Below are 18,873 nucleotides of genomic sequence, written 5' to 3'. Positions count from 1 at the left end.
AATGTATTACAGAACGTTCGGTCGGTAAATAGCAGACGTCGCCCAGCGGAGGTGCCCATGTCGGTAGTCACGGAACCGGAGAGAGGGCCGGAGCGAGGGCCGGAGCGGGAGCCCGAGGCCCGGCCCGAGAGCGAGGAGCAGCTCGAGGCGCGCTTCCAGGCCGTGATCGCGCGCAAGGACCGCATCGAGCCGCGCGACTGGATGCCGGAGGCCTACCGCAGGACGCTGGTCCGGCAGATCGCCCAGCACGCCCACTCCGAGATCATCGGCATGCAGCCGGAGGGCAACTGGATCACCCGGGCGCCCTCGCTGCGGCGCAAGGCGATCCTGCTCGCCAAGGTGCAGGACGAGGCGGGGCACGGCCTCTACCTCTACTCGGCCGCGGAGACGCTCGGCGTCTCCCGCCAGGAGCTTACCGAGATGCTGATCAGCGGCCGGCAGAAGTACTCGTCGATCTTCAACTACCCCACGCTCAGCTACGCCGACATGGGCACCATCGGCTGGCTGGTCGACGGCGCCGCCATCTGCAACCAGGTGCCCCTGTGCCGCACGTCGTTCGGCCCCTACGGGCGGGCCATGATCCGCATCTGCAAGGAGGAGTCGTTCCACCAGCGGCAGGGCTACGAGCTGCTCATGACGATGATGCGCGGCACCGACGAGCAGCGGGCCATGGTCCAGGAGTCCGTCGACCGGTTCTGGTGGCCGTCGCTGATGATGTTCGGCCCGCCGGACGACGCCTCGCCCAACACCGCGCAGTCCATGGCGTGGGGCGTCAAGACGCACACCAACGACGAGCTGCGCCAGCGCTTCGTCGACATGACGGTGCCCCAGGCGAAGGCCCTCGGCGTGACCCTGCCGGACCCCGACCTGGTCTGGAACGAGGAACGCGGCGCGCACGACTTCGGTCAGCCGGACTGGGCCGAGCTCTGGGCCGTGGTCAAGGGGAACGGGCCGTGCAACGCCCAGCGCGTGGCGCACCGCAAGCGGGCCTGGGACGACGGCGCCTGGGTCCGGGAGGCGGCGCTCGCCTTCGCGAACGGCTCCGGCGTCGAGGTCGGTGCCGATGCCGACCCCGCTGACGCGCGGCACGACGGGACGGAGACGACATGACCGGCCGGATCAGCGGCGAGTGGCCGCTCTACGAGGTGTTCGTGCGCGGCAAGCGCGGCCTCAACCACGTGCACGTCGGGTCGCTGCACGCACCCGACGACCAGCTCGCGCTGCGGCACGCCCGCGACGTCTACACGCGCCGCAACGAGGGCGTGAGCATCTGGGTGGTGCGCTCCAGCGCGATCACCGCGTCCAGCCCGGACGAGAAGGACCCGCTGTTCGCGCCCAGCGGCGACAAGGTCTACCGGCACCCCACGTTCTACGACATCCCCGCCGACGTCCCGCACATGTAGCGCCACCCGGCGCACGAACCGTCCGGCGCACGAAGGAGCACCGCATGCCCGACGTCCGTACCCACGACCCCGACGAGCACGACAACGCGTACGCGGGGCTGCTCGTCAACGACGCCCACTGGGCGTTCGGGACCGACTTCGAGGACCCGCTCGCCGGCGTCGACACCACGGTGCCTGACGGCGTGGACCCGGCGGCGCTGGCGACGTACTGCCTGATGCTGGGCGACGACGCGCTGGTGCTGTCCCAGCGGCTCGCGCAGTGGTGCAGCAACGCGCCGGACCTCGAGGAGGACATCGCCCTGGCGAACATCGCGCTCGACCTGCTCGGCCAGGCTCGGCTGCTGCTCGCGCGGGCGGCCGCCGCGGACCCCGGCCAGGTCCCCGATCTCCCGGAGCGCTCGCCGGTCCCGGCCGAGGACCGGCTCGCCTACTTCCGCGACGACCTGCGCTTCCGCAACGTGCGGCTCGTGGAGATCCCGGGCGGCGACTTCGCGCAGACGGTCGCGCGGATCCTGCTCTTCTCCACGTGGCGCCTCGCGCTCCTCGAGAGGCTGACGCACAGCCGCGACGCGGTGCTCGCCGCGGTGGCCGCCAAGGGCGTCAAGGAGCTGGCCTACCACCGGGACTTCGCGGGCCGCTGGTTCCTCACCCTGGCCCGTGGCACCGACGAGTCCCGGCGCCGGCTGCTCGCGGGGCTCGACACGATCTGGCCGTACCGGACCGAGCTGTTCGAGACGCACGAGGTCGAGCGGCAGGTGGCCGCAGCCGGCGTCGGCGTGGACCCGGCGGAACTCGCCGCCGACGTCGACGCGGTGCTCGACCAGGTGCTGACGGCGAGCGCCGTCACCCGGCCGACCGTGCCCCCGCTCGCGGGCGTGCAGGGCCGCAAGGGCCGCGACGGCCGCCACACCGAGGAGCACAGCAGGATGCTCGCCGAGATGCAGGTGGTCGCCCGCGCACACCCCATGGGGAACTGGTGACCTCCGCGCTGCGCCGGGAGCCGGCGCTCCGGGACGGGACGGCCGACCGGGACGGGACGCTCGACCGGGCGTGGGCGGCCGCGTCCGCCGTCGTCGACCCGGAGCTGCCGATGCTCACCCTCGTCGACCTCGGGGTGCTGCGGGACGTCGCCGTCGCCGACGACGGGGCCGTGGTCGCCGCCATCACGCCCACCTACTCCGGCTGCCCGGCGATGGCGACCATGCGGGACGACCTGCTGCGGGAGCTGCGGGCCGCCGGCTTCACCGACGCGCGGGTCCGGGTGGTCCTCGAACCCGCCTGGACCACGGACTGGATCACCCCGGCGGGACGTGCGGCACTCGCCGCGGCCGGGATCTCCCCGCCGGGGCCGGCCTCCCGGCGGACCGGCCCGGTGCCGTTGCGCCTGGTGCCCGCGCGCCGTGCCGTGCGCTGTCCGCGCTGCGGGTCCGCCGACGCCGTGGTCGGCTCGGAGTTCGGCTCCACCGCCTGCAAGGCGCTGTACCGCTGTCTGACCTGCCGGGAGCCGTTCGAGCACGTGAAGGAGATCTGACGTGACCGCCATCGCGCCGACCGGCGCCCGCGCCTCGCGGACGACGTTCCACACCCTCACCGTCACCGACGTCGAGCAGCTGACCGACGACGCGGCGGCCGTGACGTTCGACCTGCCCGCCGGCCTGGCCGACGTCTTCGCCTTCGACGCGGGCCAGTCGCTGACGCTGCGGCGCACGGTCGACGGCGTCGAGCACCGCCGCACGTACTCGATCTGCTCGCCCGTGGGCAGCGCTCCGCGGATCGGCGTGCGGGTGATCCCCGACGGGCTGTTCTCCTCCTGGCTGGTGCACCACGTGCGGCCGGGTGACCGGATCGAGGTGCAGCCGCCGAGCGGCAGCTTCCGGGCCGACCCGGCCCAGGGCGGACGGCACCTGTGCGTCGCGGCAGGCTCCGGCATCACGCCGATGCTCTCGATCGCCGCCACCGTGCTGAGCAACCCGGACGCGCGGGTGACGCTGCTCTACGGCAACCGCACCACGAGCTCGGTGATGTTCGCGGAGGAGCTGGCCGATCTCAAGAACGTGCACCGCGAGCGGCTCGACCTGGTCCACGTCCTGTCCAGGGAGCCGCGCGACGTCGAGCTGTTCTCCGGCAGGCTCGACGGCGACCGGCTGCGCAAGCTGCTGACGCTCGTGGTCCCGGTCGGTGACATGGACCACGTGTGGCTCTGTGGGCCGTTCGGCATGCTGGCCGACGCGCGCACGGTGCTCGCGGAGCTCGGGGTCCCGGCCGAGCGGGTGCACGTGGAGCATTTCTACGTCGACGAGCCGCCGCCCCCGCTGCGCCACGCGGACCGGGTCGTCGAGGGCGCGACCAGCCAGGTGACCGTCGTCCTCGACGGCCGCGCGACGACCAGCGCGATGTCGCAGGGCACGAGGCTCCTCGACGCGGCGCAGGAGGTCCGCGCCGACCTGCCCTTCGCGTGCAAGGGAGGGGTGTGCGGCACGTGCCGGGCCAAGGTGCGCGGCGGCGAGGTCGACATGGTGCGCAACTACGCTCTCGAACCCCAGGAGGTGGCCGCCGGCTTCGTCCTCACGTGCCAGAGCTACCCGGTCAGCTCCGACGTCGTGGTCGACTTCGACGCCTGACCGTGCGTGGGCACCGGCCCACTTCTCATCGACCACTGCTCACCAGCCCAGGAGGATCATGTCCGACGCCTTCATCCTTGACGGGGTGCGCACACCCATCGGCCGGTACGGCGGCGCGCTGTCCGCGCACCGGCCCGACGACCTCGCCGCGCTGGTCGTGCGCACCGTCGTCGAGCGCAGCGGCATCGACCCGGCCGACGTCGACGAGGTGGTGCTCGGCGCTGCCAACCAGGCGGGGGAGGACAACCGGAACGTGGCCCGCATGGCCGCGCTGCTCGCGGGGTTGCCGGACAGCGTCCCCGGGTTCACCGTCAACCGCCTGTGCGCCTCCGGGCTCACGGCGATCACCACGGCGCGCCAGATGATCGCGGCCGGCGACGCCGACGTCGTCGTGGCGGGCGGCGTCGAGTCCATGACCCGGGCGCCGTGGGTGACCGAGAAGCCGGCCCGCGCGTGGGCGAAGCCGGGCCAGACCTGGGACACCTCCATCGGCTGGCGGTTCACGAACCCGGCGTTCGACGCCGACACCACGCTGACGATGCCGCAGACCGCCGAGCGGGTCGCCGAGCGCTGGGGCCTGAGCCGCGCGGAGCTCGACGACTTCGCGCTCCGCTCGCACCGGCGCGCGCTGGACGCCCAGCGGGACGGGCGCTTCGACGCGGAGATCGTCCCCGTCGGTGACGTCACCCAGGACGAGGGGCCGCGTGCCGACACGACGGCGGAGAAGCTCGCCGCCCTGCGTCCCCTCCACGGACCGGGCGGCCGGATCACGGCGGGAAACTCCAGCTCGCTCAACGACGGCGCGGCGGCCGTGGTACTGGTCAGCGAGCGGTACGCGGCGGCCAACGGACTGGAGCCCGTGGCGCGGGTGGTCGCGGGGGCGAACGCGGGAGTGCCGCCCGAGATCATGGGGATCGGACCCGTGCCGGCCACGCGCAAGGTGCTCGACCGTGCGGGCTGGTCGGTCGGCGACCTGGACGCCGTCGAGCTCAACGAGGCCTTCGCCGCCCAGTCGATCGCCTGCGTGCGGGACCTCGCGCTGGACGACGAGACGGTGAACGCCGACGGCGGGGCGATCGCGCTCGGCCACCCGCTCGGCTGCTCGGGCGCCCGGATCACGGTCACCCTGCTGGGCCGGCTGGTCCGCACCGGCGGGCAGCGTGGACTGGCCACGATGTGCGTCGGGGTCGGCCAGGGGTCCGCGCTGCTGCTGGAGCGGCCATGAGCGCGCCACTGGTGGTCGAGGAGCACGACGACCTGGTCGTGCTGCGGCTCAACCGCCCCGAGGTGCGCAACGCGATCGACCGAGCCATGGTCGAGGCCCTGCACGGCGCATGCGCCGCGCTCGAGGCCACGCCACGCGTCGCGCTCGTGACCGGCTCCGGCGGCACGTTCGCGGCAGGGGCCGACATCGCCGAGCTGCGCGAGCGGCGCAGGGAGGACGCGCTCGCCGGGATCAACTCCGGCGTCTTCGAGCGGATCCGCCGGCTGCCCATGCCGACCGTCGCGCTCGTGGACGGTTACGCGCTCGGGGGCGGCGCGGAGCTCGCGTACGCGTGCGACTTCCGGATCGGCACCCCGGCGACCCGGATCGGGAACCCCGAGCCGGGCCTCGGGATCCTGGCCGCCGCCGGCGCCGCCTGGCGGCTGAAGGAGCTCGTCGGCGAACCCCTGGCCAAGGAGATGCTCCTGGCGGGGCGCGTGCTCGACGCCCAGGAGGCACTGGCCGTGCGGCTGCTGGGCGAGGTGGTCGAGGCCGGCGACCTCGAGGCGGCCGGACGCCGGCTGGCCGAGCGCATCGCGGCCCAGGCCCCGCTCGCCGTCCGCCTCACCAAGGCGGTGCTCGACGCGCCGCGCGACGCCCACCCGCTCGTCGACGACATCGCGCAGGCGGTGCTGTTCGAGACCCAGGACAAGACCGACCGGATGACGGCGTTCCTCGACCGGCGCAAGGAGCAGCCATGACCGGCGACAGCCCGCACGACGTGGGCGCCGTCCCGCGCGCCGTGGGCGTGTACGGCGGCGGTCGGATGGGCGCCGGCATCGCGCACGCCTTCGCGCTCGCCGGCGCCGCCGTCACCGTCGTCGAGACGGACGCCGCCTCCGCCGGGTCCGCGCGGTCGCGGATCGACGCGAGCCTCGCCCGGTCGGAGGCCGAGGGCGTGCGGGCGGTCGGCACGGTCGACGTCGTGACCGACCCGGCCGCCCTGCGCGGCTGCTCGCTGGTCATCGAGGCGGTCCCGGAGCTGGTCGGCCTCAAGCACGACGTGCTGCGCGCCATCGCCGCCGTGGCACCGTCCGCGGCGGTCGGCACCAACACGAGCTCCCTGTCGATCGACACCCTGGCCGACGCCCTGCCGGACCCGTCGCGCCTGGTCGGCCTACACTTCTTCAATCCCGTCCCGGTCAGTGCCCTGGTCGAGGTGGTCGTCGGTCCGCGGACCGCACCCGGCCTGGTCGCGGACGCCAGGGGATGGGTCGCCGGGCTCGGCAGGACGGCGGTCACGGTCAAGGACTCACCCGGCTTCGCGAGCAGCCGGCTCGGTGTGGCGATAGCGCTGGAGGCGATGCGCATGCTGGAGGAGGGCGTCGCCGACGCCGAGGACATCGACACGGCGATGACGCTGGGCTACCGGCACCCGGTGGGCCCGCTGCGCACCACCGACCTCGTCGGCCTCGACGTGCGGCTGAGCATCGCCGAGCACCTCGAGCGAGAGCTGGGCCCGCGGTTCGCGCCGCCGCGGGTGCTGCGGGACAAGGTCGCGGCCGGCGAGCTCGGCCGCAAGACCGGGCAGGGTTTCTACACGTGGTGACGACGTGCCGCCCGCTGGAGCGGCCCCATTCTCAGGAGGACCGATGACCGACACCCCCGTTGCCGTCGACCGTACGGCCGCGGTAGCGACCATCACGCTGAACGACCCGGAGCACCGCAACGCCCTGACCGGCGTGGCGAAGGCGGCGTTGCGGGACGCCGTCGCGGAGGTGGCCGCCGACGAGCGGGTGCGGGCCGTCGTGCTCACCGGGTCGGCCCGGGCCTTCTGCCTGGGCCAGGACCTCGGCGAGCACGCCGAGGCGCTCGCCGACGGGCCCGAGGCGGCGTTCGCCACGGTCCGTGAGCACTACACACCGATCGTCCGGGACCTGCTGACCATGCCCAAGCCGGTCATCGCCGCCGTGGGCGGTACCTGCGTCGGCGCGGGGCTCGGCCTCGCGCTGGCGTGCGACCACCGCGTCTTCGCGTCCGGCGTCATGCTGGCCACCGTGTTCGCGGGGATCGGGCTGACCTTCGACAGCGGGCTGTCCGTCACGCTGCCGCGCGCCGTGGGCGACGCCCGGGCGAAGGAGCTGGTCCTGTTCGGCAGGTCCTTCACCGCGGAGGAGGCCATCGAGTGGGGCATCTCCGGGGAGACGGCCGCCGCCGAGGAGGTGCTGCCCCGGGCCACGGCGCTGGCCCGGCAGCTCGCCGACGGGCCGACCACCGCTTTCGCACAGAGCAAGCTGCTGATCGGGCAGGCACGGGGCCTGACCCTCGACGAGGCGCTCGAGGCGGAGGCGCTCGCGCAGGTCACGTGCGGTTCGACGAGCGACCATGCCGGGGCCGTCGAGTCGTTCCTGAACCGGCGGGCACCCGTCTTCACCGGTCGGTGAGGCTGCGGGCCGGGACCACGGCACACGGGTTTCCCGAAGTGCTGTGACATCCCGGCCCCCGGTGCGTCTGAGAGGCATGACAGACACGACCGGAACGGCGCCGACGACCACCACCGCGACGCAGCCGGCTCCCCCGGGTCGCCTCCGTGGGGGAGGGGCTCTCGTCGCGCTCGACATCGACGGCACCCTCCTGGGCGCCGACCGTGAGGTCCCCGACGTGACGGTCGAGGCGGTCAGGGACGCCCGGCGGACGGGCCACCACGTGGTCCTCGCCTCCGGCCGGTCCCTGGTGGGGGTGCTGCCGGTCGCCCGCCGCCTCGGCTTCGACCAGGGCTGGGTCATCGCCTCCAACGGCGCGGTCCTCGCCCGTACCGGTGACGCCGTGCCGGAGGGCTACCGGCTCGAGAAGGTGCACACCTTCGACGTCGAACCGGTGATCCGCCTGGCCCGTGCCTTCATCCCCGGCGTGCAGGTGGGCGTCGAGGAGATCGGCTGGGGATACCGGGTCAACCGCCTCTTCGAGCGCGGGCTGGTCAACGGGCAGCAGCGCAGGGTCGCCGACACCGAGCTGTGGAACGTGCCGGCCCCCCGCGTCATCCTCCGTGCCGACGGGGCACGGGCCCTGCTGGAGCCGTTGCGAGAGCTCGGCGTGACGCCGAACCCCGCCGGCCCCGACTGGGTCGACGTCACGCCGGGCACCCAGAGCAAGGCGACGGCTCTGGAGCGCGTCCGCGAGCGGGTCGGGGTCGATCCGCGACGCACCGTGGCCGTCGGGGACGGGGTCAACGACCTGGAGATGCTCGCGTGGGCCGGCCGCGGCGTCGCGATGGGCCACGCGCCCGACGCCGTCCGGGGCGCGGCGGACGAGGTCACCGGCACCATCGAGGAGCACGGCGTGGTCGCCGTCCTGCGCACGCTGCCGGGGGTGGACGGCCGCGGTTCCGCGGCCGCCCGGCGTGCCGTGTCCCGCTAGCTCACCCGGAGGAACACCGGATTGCTGTAGAACCACAGGTCGTCCCACGGGTCGACCTCGCCCGGCACGTCCTGCGCGGGCCCGGCGGGGTCCACGTCGGCGCCCAGGAAGCCGGCCTGGCTCCGCTTGCCGTCGGTGCCCCGCACCCGGACGTAGCCGTCCTGCTCGGCCACGAACGTGGAGCTGAGCTCCACCGAACCCGATCTCCCGCTGGTGTCCCAGGAGCGGACCACCCGGGTGCCGGGGGCGTACAGGGTGTCCGGGTCGGCGGCAGGGCCGGTGACTGCGCCGCGGATCAGGTCGACGCGAGCCAGCTCCGGCAGGAGACCCGCGTGGTTGACGCCCTGTGCGAGGTCGATGGCGATCGTCAGCTCGACCGGCGTCCCCCTGGTGACCACGAGCTCCTCGCCGAGTGTGGCCCGGTGGCGTCGTCCGCCCCGGCCCTTCACCTTCAGCTGGATGTCCAGGCCCGCGATGAGGTCACCGAAGCAGACCCACATCCGGCCGGCACGCATGGCGTCCATCACCGCACGGTGACTGAAGTTGTCCGCGCCGACCCAGGTCTTGTTGTACGCGCCGGGCGGGAACGAGCTGTACTCGGTGACGGGCCGTCCCGCCCCGACCGGCGGCGGGTACACACCGGTGGTCTTGAAGGTGTCGCCGTCGTCGTTGAACGGGATGCTGTCGTACCCGGTCTGGTCGAGCGCGTCGACGGGGTTCTTGACCCAGTCGCCGCAGCCCTGGTGACCGTCCGAGGTGGTCGTGATCCACCACCTGCGACCCTCGGACAGCAGGCTGTCCCACACGCCGCCGACAGTGGCGGTCATCCAGTCGAAACCGCCCCAGGTCCGATAGCTCTCCACGGGGTACCCGGGGAAGGAGTACGTGCCGGGGCCGCCGTCGTACAGGCCGCGACCGCGGGCCATGCCGGGAGCGGGCAGGCCTGCCGCCTGGTGGCCGGGCGCACCCTCGAAGCCGATGACGACGCCGGGGGCCGCGTCCTGCCACGCCCGGAGCTCCGCCGGGGAGTCGATGCCCTTGCGGGCCGGGTGGTTGGGCAGTACCAGCGCGTCGGCCAGCCGCCCGGACCGCACGGTGGCGGCGATGTGCTCGAGCGCGGTGATCGCCAAGGCCTCGTTCTCGGGAGTGCCGTCGCGGGCGCCGACGACGAGGGCGTCGTAGCGGTCCACCAGCTCCTGCAGCGCCTCGGCCTCGCCGGCGCCCGGCGCCATCATGAACGTCGTGTGCTCGGCGCCGGGGATGTTCCACTCCAGGCCGTTGAAGATCAGCAGGTTCGCGCCGTGCCGCTCGCGGGCGGCCAGGATGTCCCGGCGCTGGGGAGCGATGCTGTGGGCCGCGAACGACTCGTTGCCGTGGTCGGTCACGACCATCCAGTCCAGCCCGCCGGTGACGGCGCGCACCGCCTGGTCGTCGATGCGGTACATCGCGTCGTTGCTGTACTGGCTGTGCAGGTGGTGGTCACCGGCGAGCCAGACATACCCGCCGCGACGGGGGCGGGAACGGCCGGGGGCGGCGCTCGCGGTCGTGGCGGTCCCTGCCGCCACCAGGCCGGCGCCGGCAGCACCGGCACCCAGCAGGAAACCGCGCCGGGAGGCGTTGAGCGGACCGGCGGTACCGGCGGCGTGATGGTCGTTCAAGGATGCTCCTGTGCAGTTCGTGGTCGAGCGCTCCCTGGTCGGGCACGGGAGCGCGGCTCACCATCGCAACCACCGATGTCCGGGGTCTGAATCGAGGCTGGCCCGCCGGTGAACCACCGGCCGGCGCGTCGCACGGCGACGAGCCACCTCGCCACGCCCCTTGACGCCGACATGGCTGTGCTCGTAACGTCCATACAGAAAGAATGCAAGAACCTGACAGAAGCCAAGCACAAAGCAGTGCATGCTCTGCAATTCACCTACCATGCCACCGTGCGGCCCTGGTCGCCCCGGTGACGCCGACCCGACCCAGAACGAGGACGTTCATGAGAATCCCCTGGAAGCACACGGTCATAGCGGGTGCGGCGGTGGCACTCGTCGTGCCGCTCGGCGTGGTCGCCGTCGCGCATGCCGCCGAGGTCACCAACCTCGCGCTGGGCCAGCCGATCGCGGCGTCGTCGGTGACGCAGACGTACACCGCGGCCAACGCGAACGACGGCAGCACGAGCTCGTACTGGGAGGGCGGCGGTGGCCAGTACCCCGCGCACCTCACGGTCGACCTCGGCGAGCCGGCCGACCTCGAGCGCGTCGTCGTCACGCTGCCGCCCGCGGACGTGTGGGCGGCGCGCACGCAGACCTTCAGCGTGCTCGGGCGGTCCGACGGCGAGACCGCGTTCCGCACCCTCGAGGCCTCGGCGGACCACGGCTTCGACCCCGCGAGCGGGAACAAGGTCGAGATCCCGGTCGACGGGCAGGCCGACGAGATCCGGCTCGCGTTCAGCGCGAACACCGGCGCCGGCAACGGACAGGTCTCCGAGCTGCAGGTGTGGGGCACGCCCACGGGTGGCGGCGACCCGACCGACCCGCCCACCGACCCGCCGTCCGACCCGACCGGCACGAACTACGCACAGGACCGGCCGGCCGCGGCGTCGTCGACGGAGTGGACGTACGTCGCCGCGAACGCGGTGGACGGGCAGACCGGGACGTACTGGGAGGGCGGTGGCGGGCAGTACCCGTCGACCCTCGACGTCTCGCTGGCCGCGCCCACGCAGCTGAGCAGCGTGCGCGTGCGGCTCAACCCGGACAGCGCGTGGGGCCCGCGCACCCAGACGTTCTCGGTCTGGGGGCGGTCCGGCAGTGATCCGTGGCGAGAGCTCGACGACTCCGCGGCGCACGAGTTCGCCCCCGCGAGCGGCAACCTCGTGGAGATCCCCGTCGCGGGCACCGTCACCGACGTGCGCCTGCGCTTCACGGGCAACACCGGCGCCGGCAACGGCCAGGTCGCCGAGCTCGAGGTGTACGGCGAGCCCGCCCCGAACCCGAACCTCACCGTCACCGCGGTGACGACGTCCCCCGCCGAGCCCACGGCGACCACCCCGGTGACCGTCACGGCCACGGTCGAGAACACGGGCGACCGGGCGTCGTCCGGCACCACGCTGGATGCGAGGCTCGGCGGCAGCGCCGTCGGCTCGGCGGACGTCGCGGCCCTGCAGCCCGGCGCCAGCGCCCAGGTGGACGTCGAGGCGGGCACCCGCCCCGCCGGCGAGTACACGGTGGGCGCGGTCGTCGACCCGGCGGACACGGTCGCCGAGCAGGACGAGACCGACAACGCGTTCAACGCGGAGACACCGCTCGTCGTGGGCGAGGCGCCGGGGCCGGACCTGGAGGTCGTCTCCGTGTCCTCCGACCCGGCCAACCCCGCCGTCGGCGTGGACGTCGCCTTCACGGTCACGGTCCGCAACCGCGGGAACGAGCAGGTCCCGGCGGGTTCGGTGACCCGCGTCGTGGCCGGCTCGACCACCCTGGGCGGTACGACGCCGGCGGTGCCGGCCGGCGAGACCGTCACCGTCACCCCGGACGGCACGTGGACCGCGGTGAACGGCGGCTCCACGGTGACGGCGACGGCCGACGCGACCGACGTCGTCGACGAGACGAACGAGGACAACAACACCGGCAAGCTCTCGGTGACCGTCGGGCGCGGCGCCGCCGTGCCGTACACCACCTACGAGGCCGAGGACGGCCGGTACACCGGCACGCTCCTGGAGGCCGACCCGCTGCGCACCTTCGGCCACACCAACTTCGCCACCGAGTCGTCGGGCCGCGAGTCCGTGCGGCTGAACAGCACCGGCCAGCACGTCGAGCTCACGTCCACGAACGAGACGAACTCGATAGTCGTGCGCAACTCGATCCCCGACGCGCCCGGAGGCGGTGGACAGGAGAAGACGATCAGCCTGTACGCCGACGGCGAGTTCGTGCAGAAGCTGACCCTCTCGTCGAGGCACTCCTGGCTGTACGGGACGACGGACTCGCCCGAAGGGCTGACCAACACCCCCGGCGGCGACGCCCGCCGGCTCTTCGACGAGTCGCACGCCCTGCTCGGCCGCTCGTTCCCCGCGGGCACCGTGTTCCGCCTCCAGCGCGACGCCGACGACGACGCGGAGTTCTACATCATCGACCTGGTCGAGCTCGAGCAGGTCGCCCCGCCCGCGGCCAAGCCCGCGCAGTGCACGTCCATCACCGAGTACGGCGCCGTGCCTGACGACGGCGTCGACGACTCGACAGCCATCCAGGCCGCCGTGACGGCGGACCAGGAGGGCGAGATCGACTGCGTCTGGATCCCCGCCGGTCAGTGGCGGCAGGAGCAGAAGATCCTCACCGACGACCCGCTGAACCGCGGCAACCACAACCAGGTCGGGATCAGCGACACCACGATCCGCGGCGCCGGCATGTGGCACTCCCAGCTCTACAGCCTGATCCAGCCCCAGGACGCCGACGGCATCAACCACCCGCACGAGGGCAACTTCGGGTTCGACATCGACGACAACGTCCAGATCTCCGACCTCGCGATCTTCGGTTCCGGACGCATCCGCGGCGGTGACGGCGACGCCGAGGGCGGTGTGGCGCTCAACGGGCGGTTCGGCCAGAACACGAAGATCAGCGACGTGTGGATCGAGCACGCCAACGTCGGGGTGTGGGTCGGGCGCGACTACTCGAACATCCCCGACTTGTGGGGCCCGGCCGACGGCCTGGAGCTCAGCGGCATGCGCATCCGCAACACCTACGCGGACGGCGTCAACTTCAGCAACGGCACCCGGAACTCCAGCGTGCTCAACTCCTCGCTGCGCAACACCGGCGACGACGCCCTCGCGGTCTGGGCCAACCCGTACGTCAAGGACCCGGCGGTCGACATCGGCCACGACAACACGTTCCGCAACAACACCGTCCAGCTCCCGTGGCGTGCCAACGGCATCGCGATCTACGGCGGCTACGACAACAGCATCGAGAACAACCTGATCTCCGACACGATGAACTACCCGGGCATCATGCTGGCCACCGACCACAGCCCGCTGCCGTTCTCCGGCACGACGCTCATCGCCAACAACGGCCTCTACCGCACCGGCGGGGCCTTCTGGAACGAGGACCAGGAGTTCGGTGCGATCACGCTGTTCCCCCAGACGCACGACATCGTCGGCGTCACCATCCGCGACACGGACATCATCGACTCCACCTACGACGGCATCCAGTTCAAGAACGGCGGCGGGAACATGCCCGACGTGCACATCACGAACGTACGGATCGACAAGTCCAACAACGGTTCCGGCATCCTCGCGATGGGCGGCGCTCGCGGCAACGCGATCCTGTCCGACGTGACCGTCACCAACTCCGGTGAGGGGGACATCGAGAAGGAGCCGGGTTCGACGTTCGTCTTCACCGGCGAGTAGGCGGAAGGCGGCCCCGCTGCCGAAACGGGGGCCGGTGCCGGCATCCGACGGGATGCCGGCACCGGCGGTGTTGAGCCGCAGGTTGTTGGGTTGCTGGTGGTGTCGAGCCGCAAGGTGCTGGTTGCCGGTCGTGCCGAGCCGCAAGTTGCTAGTCGTTGGTCGTGCCGAGCCGCAAGTCATGTGTCGATCAGAGCCCTGATCGACCATGATCATTCGGTTCGGCGTCGTGGTGGAAGCGGGGCTTGCGGTTCGACGTTCGTCAGGTCACTGGATGACCGTTAGCTCGCGGTTAGACGTCCGTCAGGCCACCGGACGACCGTTAACTTGCGGCTCGACACGGTCTCGCGCCGACCCCGCGCACGGCCGCGGCCGACCCCCACGCCGCCCCCACGCCGCCCCCACGCCGACCCCACGCCGACCCCCAGCCCCGCCCGCTCAGCTCCCCACGCGCTCCGTCACCCGGCGCCGCAGCTCGGCCGCGGCGGCGCGCGGGTCGGCCGCCCGGGTGATCGCGCGGACGACGACGACGCGCCGTGCCCCGGCGTCGAGCACCTGGTCGAGCCGGGCGGTGTCGATCCCGCCGATGGCGAACCAGGGCGTGGCCGGCTCCCGGCCGGCGACGTCACGCAGCAGGTCGAGGCCGACGGCGGCACGGCCGGGCTTGGTCGGCGTCGCCCACAGTGGTCCGACGCAGAAGTAGTCGACGCGCGCATCGGCCTCGGCGGCCAGCGCCTGGTCCAGGGAGTGGGTCGAGCGGCCGAGCACGGGACCGTCGCCGAGCAGGGCCCGCACCGCGTGCGGCGGGAGGTCGTCCTGCCCCATGTGCACGACCGGCGCACCGGTCAGTCCCGCGATGTCGGCCCGGTCGTTGACGGCCCAGAGGGCGCCGTGCTCGGCGGCCACCCGCGCGACGAGGGTGTGCAGCTCGACCTCGCGGGCGGCGTCCAGGGACTTGTCCCGGAGCTGGACGACGTCGACGCCGCCCTCCAGCGCCGCGTGCAGGAACGGTTCGAGGTCTTTCGTGTCCTCGCGGGCGTCCGTGCACAGGTAGAGGCGGGCGTCGGCGAGCCGGGTTCGGGGGTCCACGAGCGCGAGTCTAGGCAGACGCCGGACCCCGCCGGACGTCCCGTCCTTGTCCGGGCACCTCACGGGCGGGGATAAGGTTGTCGGGTGCACGGGAGCCCCGCTCGGGGCTGAGAGGGCGTGAGCGCCGACCGTCGAACCTGATCTGGGTCATGCCAGCGAAGGGAGAACATGTGAGCAGTCGTGCGTGCGACGTCCTCGTCATCGGCGGGGGGATCATCGGCCTGACCGCGGCCTGGCGGGCGCTGGAGGCCGGCGCGAGCGTCGTCGTGCTGGACCCGTCGCCCGGCGACGGCGCCACCCACGCCGCCGCGGGCATGCTCGCGCCCGTCATGGAGGCGGGCTTCGGGGAGGCCGGTCAGGCCCGGCTGGGCACCGCCTCGCTCGCCCTCTGGCCGGAGTTCTCCGCCGCGCTCGAGCGCGCCGCGGGGCTGCCACCGGGCGCCGTCGGGCTCGACACGACCGGCACGCTCGCCGTGGCGTACGACAGCGACGACCTGGTCGCGCTGCGCCGGATGCTCGCCCTGCACCGCGAGTGGGGCCTCGGCTCGGCCGAGATCACGCCCGACGAGGCGCGGCACCGCGAGCCCGCCCTCGGGCAGCGGCTCGCGGGCGCGGCGTGGGTACCCTGCGACCACCGGGTCGATCCCCGAGCGGTGCACGGGGCGCTGACCGCCGTCGTCGCGGCGCGCGGGACCGTCGTGCGCCGCGCCGCGGTCTCGCTGACCCGGGCGGACGGAGTGGCGGACGGCGCGGTGGTCGGCGCGGTCGACGAGGCCGGTGCCGGGTACGTGGCCGGGACGGTGGTCCTGGCCGCCGGTCACGCCAGCGGCACCCTGTTCGCGGGCGCGCCCACCCGGCCGGCCCCTGGGACGACGCTGCGCCTCGACGCCGCCGCCGACCGCGCACCGGCGGTGGTGGTGCGCGGCACCGTCCAGGGCCGCCCGATCTACGTGGTGCCCCGCGCGGCGCGCCCCGACGGGCTGCGCCGGCTGGTCGTCGGTGCGACGTCGGACGAGCGCGAGGACGACCACCTGACCCGCGCGGGCGACGTCTTCGCCCTGCTGCGTGACGCCCGCGCGCTGCTGCCCGGGCTCGACGACGCCGTGCTCCTGGAGGCCACCACCCGGTCCCGGCCCGCCAGCCCCGACAACGCGCCGCTGCTGGGCCGGGCGGCCGACGGGCTCTGCCTCGCCACCGGGCACCACCGCAACGGCATCCTGCTCACGCCGCTGACGGCCGTCGCCGTGGACCAGGCGCTGGGCGTGGCCCCGTCCAGCGCGCGGGCCGCGGACGCCGTCGAAGCCGCCAACCGGTACGCCGACCCGTACAGGTTCACCGAGACGTACAGGTCCGCCGACACGTACAGCACGACCCGAGGAAGCACAGCATGACCCGAGGAGGCACCGCATGACCACCGCCCCGTCCACGCCGCACCGCGAGAGCCCCGAGCCGCACACCGGCTCGGCCGGCACCGCCGTCGTCAACGGTGAGCCGTACCCGCTCGACGCCCCGGTGCCCGTCGCCGACCTGGTCGCCCGGCTCCTGCCCGGCCTCGTGGTCGACGGCGCACCGCAGGGGGTGGCCGTCGCGCTGGACGACGCCGTCGTGCCGCGCGGTGCCTGGAGCACCACCACCGTCCGGCCCGGCGACCGCGTCGAGGTCGTCACCGCGGTCCAGGGAGGCTGAACATGCAGGACACACCGAGCCAGGACACACCGAGCCAGGACGCACCACTCACCATCGCCGGCACGACGCTGAGCTCGCGGCTGGTCATGGGCACCGGGGGAGCGGCGAGCCTGCTCGCCCTGGAGGACGCGCTCGTCGCGTCGGGCACCGAGCTGACGACTGTCGCCATGCGGCGCGTGTCCCGGCCTCGGCCGTCGGGTGACCCGGCCGGCGCGGGGGACCCGTCGATCTGGGGTCTGCTCGCCCGCCTGGGCATCCGCGCCCTGCCGAACACCGCCGGCTGCTTCTCCGTGCGGGAGGCGGTGCTCACCGCCCAGCTCGCGCGGGAGGCGTGCGAGACCGACTGGATCAAGCTGGAGGTCATCGCCGACGACGTGACGCTGCTGCCCGACGCGATCGGCCTGGTCGAGGCGGCCAAGGTCCTGGTCGACGACGGCTTCACCGTGCTGCCGTACACGAACGACGACCCGATCGTCGCGCGCCGCCTCCAGGACGTGGGCTGCGCGGCGGTCATGCCGCTGGGCTCGCCCATCGGCTCGGGGCTCGGCATCGCCAACCCGCGCAACATCGAGGCGATCGCGGCGGCGTCGGCGGTGCCGGTGATCCTGGACGCGGGCATCGGCACCGCGTCGGACGCCGCGCTGGCGATGGAGCTCGGGTGCGACGGCGTGCTGCTCGCCACGGCCGTCACCCGCGCCGCCGACCCGGTGCGCATGGCCCGCGCCATGCGGCTCGCCGTCGAGGCGGGGCACGACGCCGCGCACGCCGGCCGGCCGCCACGCAGGGAGCGGGCGCTGGCGTCGTCGCCGGCCGACGGCCTCGTGCGCGTCGGTGACAACCTGGACCTCGCGCTGTGACCGCGGCTGGAACTGTGACCGCGCTGCCACCGCTCGTCGAGCCGGGCCGGGAGCTAGGCCGCGACGAGCTGGCGCGGTACGCCCGGCACCTCGTGCTGCCCGGCGTGGGCCCGGACGGGCAGCGCCGGCTCGCGAACGCGCGCGTGCTGGTGGTGGGCGCGGGTGGGCTCGGCAGCCCGGTGCTGCTCTACCTCGCCGCCGCGGGCGTCGGCACGCTGGGGATCGTCGACGACGACGTGGTCGAGGCGTCCAACCTCCAGCGCCAGGTGATCCACGGGGTCTCGGACGTCGGTGTGGCGAAGACGGCGTCGGCGCGCGCGGCGGTCGCCGAGATCAACCCGCACGTCGAGGTGGTGGAGCACCGCGCACGGCTGACGACGGCCAACGTGCTCGACGTGCTCTCCGGCTACGACCTGGTGCTGGACGGGACCGACGCCTTCGCCACCCGCTACCTCGTCTCCGACGCCGCCGAGGTGCTGGGCATCCCGTGCGTCTGGGGCGCGATCTACCGGTTCACCGGGCAGGTGGCCACGTTCTGGGGTGCGCCGCCCGCCGGTGTCGAGGGAGTCACCTACCGGGACGTGTTCCCGGCCCCACCGCCGCCCGGCGCCTCGCCCGACTGCGCGGCGGGCGGCGTGCTCGGCGCGATGTGCGGCACCGTCGGCTCGGTCATGGCGACCGAGGCGATCAAGCTGGTCACCGGGGCCGGCGAGAGCCTGCTCGGGCGGCTCGCCGTGTACGACGCGCTGGCCCTGACCTGGCGGCAGCTCTCCGTGGCCCGCGATCCCGCGAGGGAGCCGGTCACGGAGCTGCTGACCGGCACCGGCGACGCCGACCCGTACGTGGCGTTCTGCGGGCTGCCGCCGTCGGACGGTGCGACGGTCACCGTGGCGGAGCTGGCCGCGCTGCGCGCGGACGGCTCCGCGCCGGTGGTGCTCGACGTGCGCGAGCCGTGGGAGGTCGAGATCGCGGCCCTGCCCGGTGCGAGAGTGGTTCCGTCCGGGGCCTTCGAGGGTGACGACTCCGCCGTGGCGGTGGCCGACGTCGCTGCCTGGGCGGCGGGCCGCCCGGTGCACGTGCTGTGCAAGTCCGGGGGCCGATCACTGGCCGTGGCGCGGCGGCTGCGCGAGGCGGAGGTCGACGCCCGGTCGGTGGCCGGCGGGATCCTGGCCTGGGCGCGCGACGTGGACGAGACCGTGCCGGTCTACTGAGCCGGTCTACT

17 protein-coding genes and 1 riboswitch are annotated in these 18,873 nt (G+C 73.6%); of the genes, 15 read left to right on the top strand and 2 right to left on the bottom strand.

Going from position 1 to position 18,873, the window contains the following annotated elements:
• Positions 1-57: 57 nt before the first annotated feature.
• The 10 genes from paaA to ACYVK7_RS09150 all read left to right on the top strand — a co-directional run bounded on the left by paaA (position 58) and on the right by ACYVK7_RS09150 (position 8,645).
• A complete protein-coding gene (gene paaA / locus ACYVK7_RS09195) occupies positions 58-1,110 on the top strand; it encodes a 1,2-phenylacetyl-CoA epoxidase subunit PaaA (protein ID WP_460887392.1) in 1,053 nt (350 codons plus the stop codon).
• Positions 1,107-1,403 carry a 1,2-phenylacetyl-CoA epoxidase subunit PaaB gene (gene paaB / locus ACYVK7_RS09190; RefSeq protein ID WP_460887391.1) on the top strand — a complete coding sequence of 99 codons (297 nt, stop codon included), beginning with the start codon at positions 1,107-1,109 and terminating at the stop codon, positions 1,401-1,403. Before paaA ends, paaB begins: the two co-directional genes overlap by 4 nt.
• 44 nt (positions 1,404-1,447) lie before the next feature.
• Positions 1,448-2,383: a 1,2-phenylacetyl-CoA epoxidase subunit PaaC gene (gene paaC / locus ACYVK7_RS09185; protein ID WP_460887390.1), complete on the top strand. Its 936-nt coding sequence runs from the start codon at positions 1,448-1,450 to the stop codon at positions 2,381-2,383.
• Positions 2,380-2,934, top strand: coding sequence for a 1,2-phenylacetyl-CoA epoxidase subunit PaaD (gene paaD, locus ACYVK7_RS09180; protein WP_460887389.1), 555 nt, complete (start codon positions 2,380-2,382; stop codon positions 2,932-2,934). Before paaC ends, paaD begins: the two co-directional genes overlap by 4 nt.
• A 1-nt stretch (position 2,935) precedes the next feature.
• Complete coding sequence (gene paaE / locus ACYVK7_RS09175; RefSeq protein WP_460887388.1) at positions 2,936-4,024, top strand: 1,2-phenylacetyl-CoA epoxidase subunit PaaE; 1,089 nt, start codon at positions 2,936-2,938, stop codon at positions 4,022-4,024.
• A gap of 58 nt (positions 4,025-4,082) precedes the next feature.
• Positions 4,083-5,249 carry a thiolase family protein gene (locus ACYVK7_RS09170; RefSeq protein WP_460887387.1) on the top strand — a complete coding sequence of 389 codons (1,167 nt, stop codon included), beginning with the start codon at positions 4,083-4,085 and terminating at the stop codon, positions 5,247-5,249.
• Positions 5,246-5,989, top strand: coding sequence for an enoyl-CoA hydratase/isomerase family protein (locus tag ACYVK7_RS09165; RefSeq protein ID WP_460887386.1), 744 nt, complete (start codon positions 5,246-5,248; stop codon positions 5,987-5,989). Before ACYVK7_RS09170 ends, ACYVK7_RS09165 begins: the two co-directional genes overlap by 4 nt.
• Positions 5,986-6,837 carry a 3-hydroxyacyl-CoA dehydrogenase family protein gene (locus ACYVK7_RS09160; RefSeq protein WP_460887385.1) on the top strand — a complete coding sequence of 284 codons (852 nt, stop codon included), beginning with the start codon at positions 5,986-5,988 and terminating at the stop codon, positions 6,835-6,837. Before ACYVK7_RS09165 ends, ACYVK7_RS09160 begins: the two co-directional genes overlap by 4 nt.
• A gap of 43 nt (positions 6,838-6,880) precedes the next feature.
• Entirely contained in the window at positions 6,881-7,672 is a 792-nt protein-coding gene (locus tag ACYVK7_RS09155) for an enoyl-CoA hydratase/isomerase family protein (protein ID WP_460887384.1), read from the top strand.
• A gap of 76 nt (positions 7,673-7,748) precedes the next feature.
• Complete coding sequence (locus ACYVK7_RS09150; protein WP_460887383.1) at positions 7,749-8,645, top strand: HAD family hydrolase; 897 nt, start codon at positions 7,749-7,751, stop codon at positions 8,643-8,645.
• On the opposite strand, the gene ACYVK7_RS09145 is transcribed toward ACYVK7_RS09150, so the two are convergent.
• Positions 8,642-10,303 carry a PHP domain-containing protein gene (locus tag ACYVK7_RS09145; protein WP_460887382.1) on the bottom strand — a complete coding sequence of 554 codons (1,662 nt, stop codon included), beginning with the start codon at positions 10,301-10,303 and terminating at the stop codon, positions 8,642-8,644. The genes ACYVK7_RS09150 and ACYVK7_RS09145 overlap by 4 nt on opposite strands.
• Positions 10,304-10,626: 323 nt before the next feature.
• Between ACYVK7_RS09145 and ACYVK7_RS09140 the strand changes: the two genes are divergently transcribed.
• Entirely contained in the window at positions 10,627-14,022 is a 3,396-nt protein-coding gene (locus ACYVK7_RS09140) for a CARDB domain-containing protein (protein ID WP_460887381.1), read from the top strand.
• Positions 14,023-14,457: 435 nt separating this feature from the next.
• On the opposite strand, the gene thiE is transcribed toward ACYVK7_RS09140, so the two are convergent.
• Positions 14,458-15,108 carry a thiamine phosphate synthase gene (gene thiE / locus ACYVK7_RS09135; protein ID WP_460887380.1) on the bottom strand — a complete coding sequence of 217 codons (651 nt, stop codon included), beginning with the start codon at positions 15,106-15,108 and terminating at the stop codon, positions 14,458-14,460.
• 78 nt (positions 15,109-15,186) lie between these two features.
• A riboswitch (TPP riboswitch) is annotated at positions 15,187-15,289 on the top strand.
• On the opposite strand from thiE, the gene thiO reads away from it, so the two are divergent.
• The 4 genes from thiO to ACYVK7_RS09115 all read left to right on the top strand — a co-directional run bounded on the left by thiO (position 15,279) and on the right by ACYVK7_RS09115 (position 18,862).
• Positions 15,279-16,499, top strand: a complete 1,221-nt coding sequence (thiO, locus tag ACYVK7_RS09130; RefSeq protein WP_460887379.1) for a glycine oxidase ThiO — start codon at positions 15,279-15,281, stop codon at positions 16,497-16,499. (Overlaps the previous riboswitch by 11 nt.)
• Before the next feature lie 16 nt (positions 16,500-16,515).
• Positions 16,516-16,794, top strand: coding sequence for a sulfur carrier protein ThiS (gene thiS, locus ACYVK7_RS09125; protein WP_460887378.1), 279 nt, complete (start codon positions 16,516-16,518; stop codon positions 16,792-16,794).
• Positions 16,795-16,796: 2 nt separating this feature from the next.
• Entirely contained in the window at positions 16,797-17,651 is an 855-nt protein-coding gene (locus ACYVK7_RS09120) for a thiazole synthase (RefSeq protein WP_460887377.1), read from the top strand.
• A 14-nt stretch (positions 17,652-17,665) separates the two neighbouring features.
• Positions 17,666-18,862, top strand: a complete 1,197-nt coding sequence (locus tag ACYVK7_RS09115; protein ID WP_460887376.1) for a ThiF family adenylyltransferase — start codon at positions 17,666-17,668, stop codon at positions 18,860-18,862.
• Positions 18,863-18,873 lie beyond the last annotated feature (11 nt).

Source organism: Promicromonospora xylanilytica, assembly GCF_054782895.1.
This window is presented reverse-complemented; position numbering and strand designations above follow the sequence as displayed.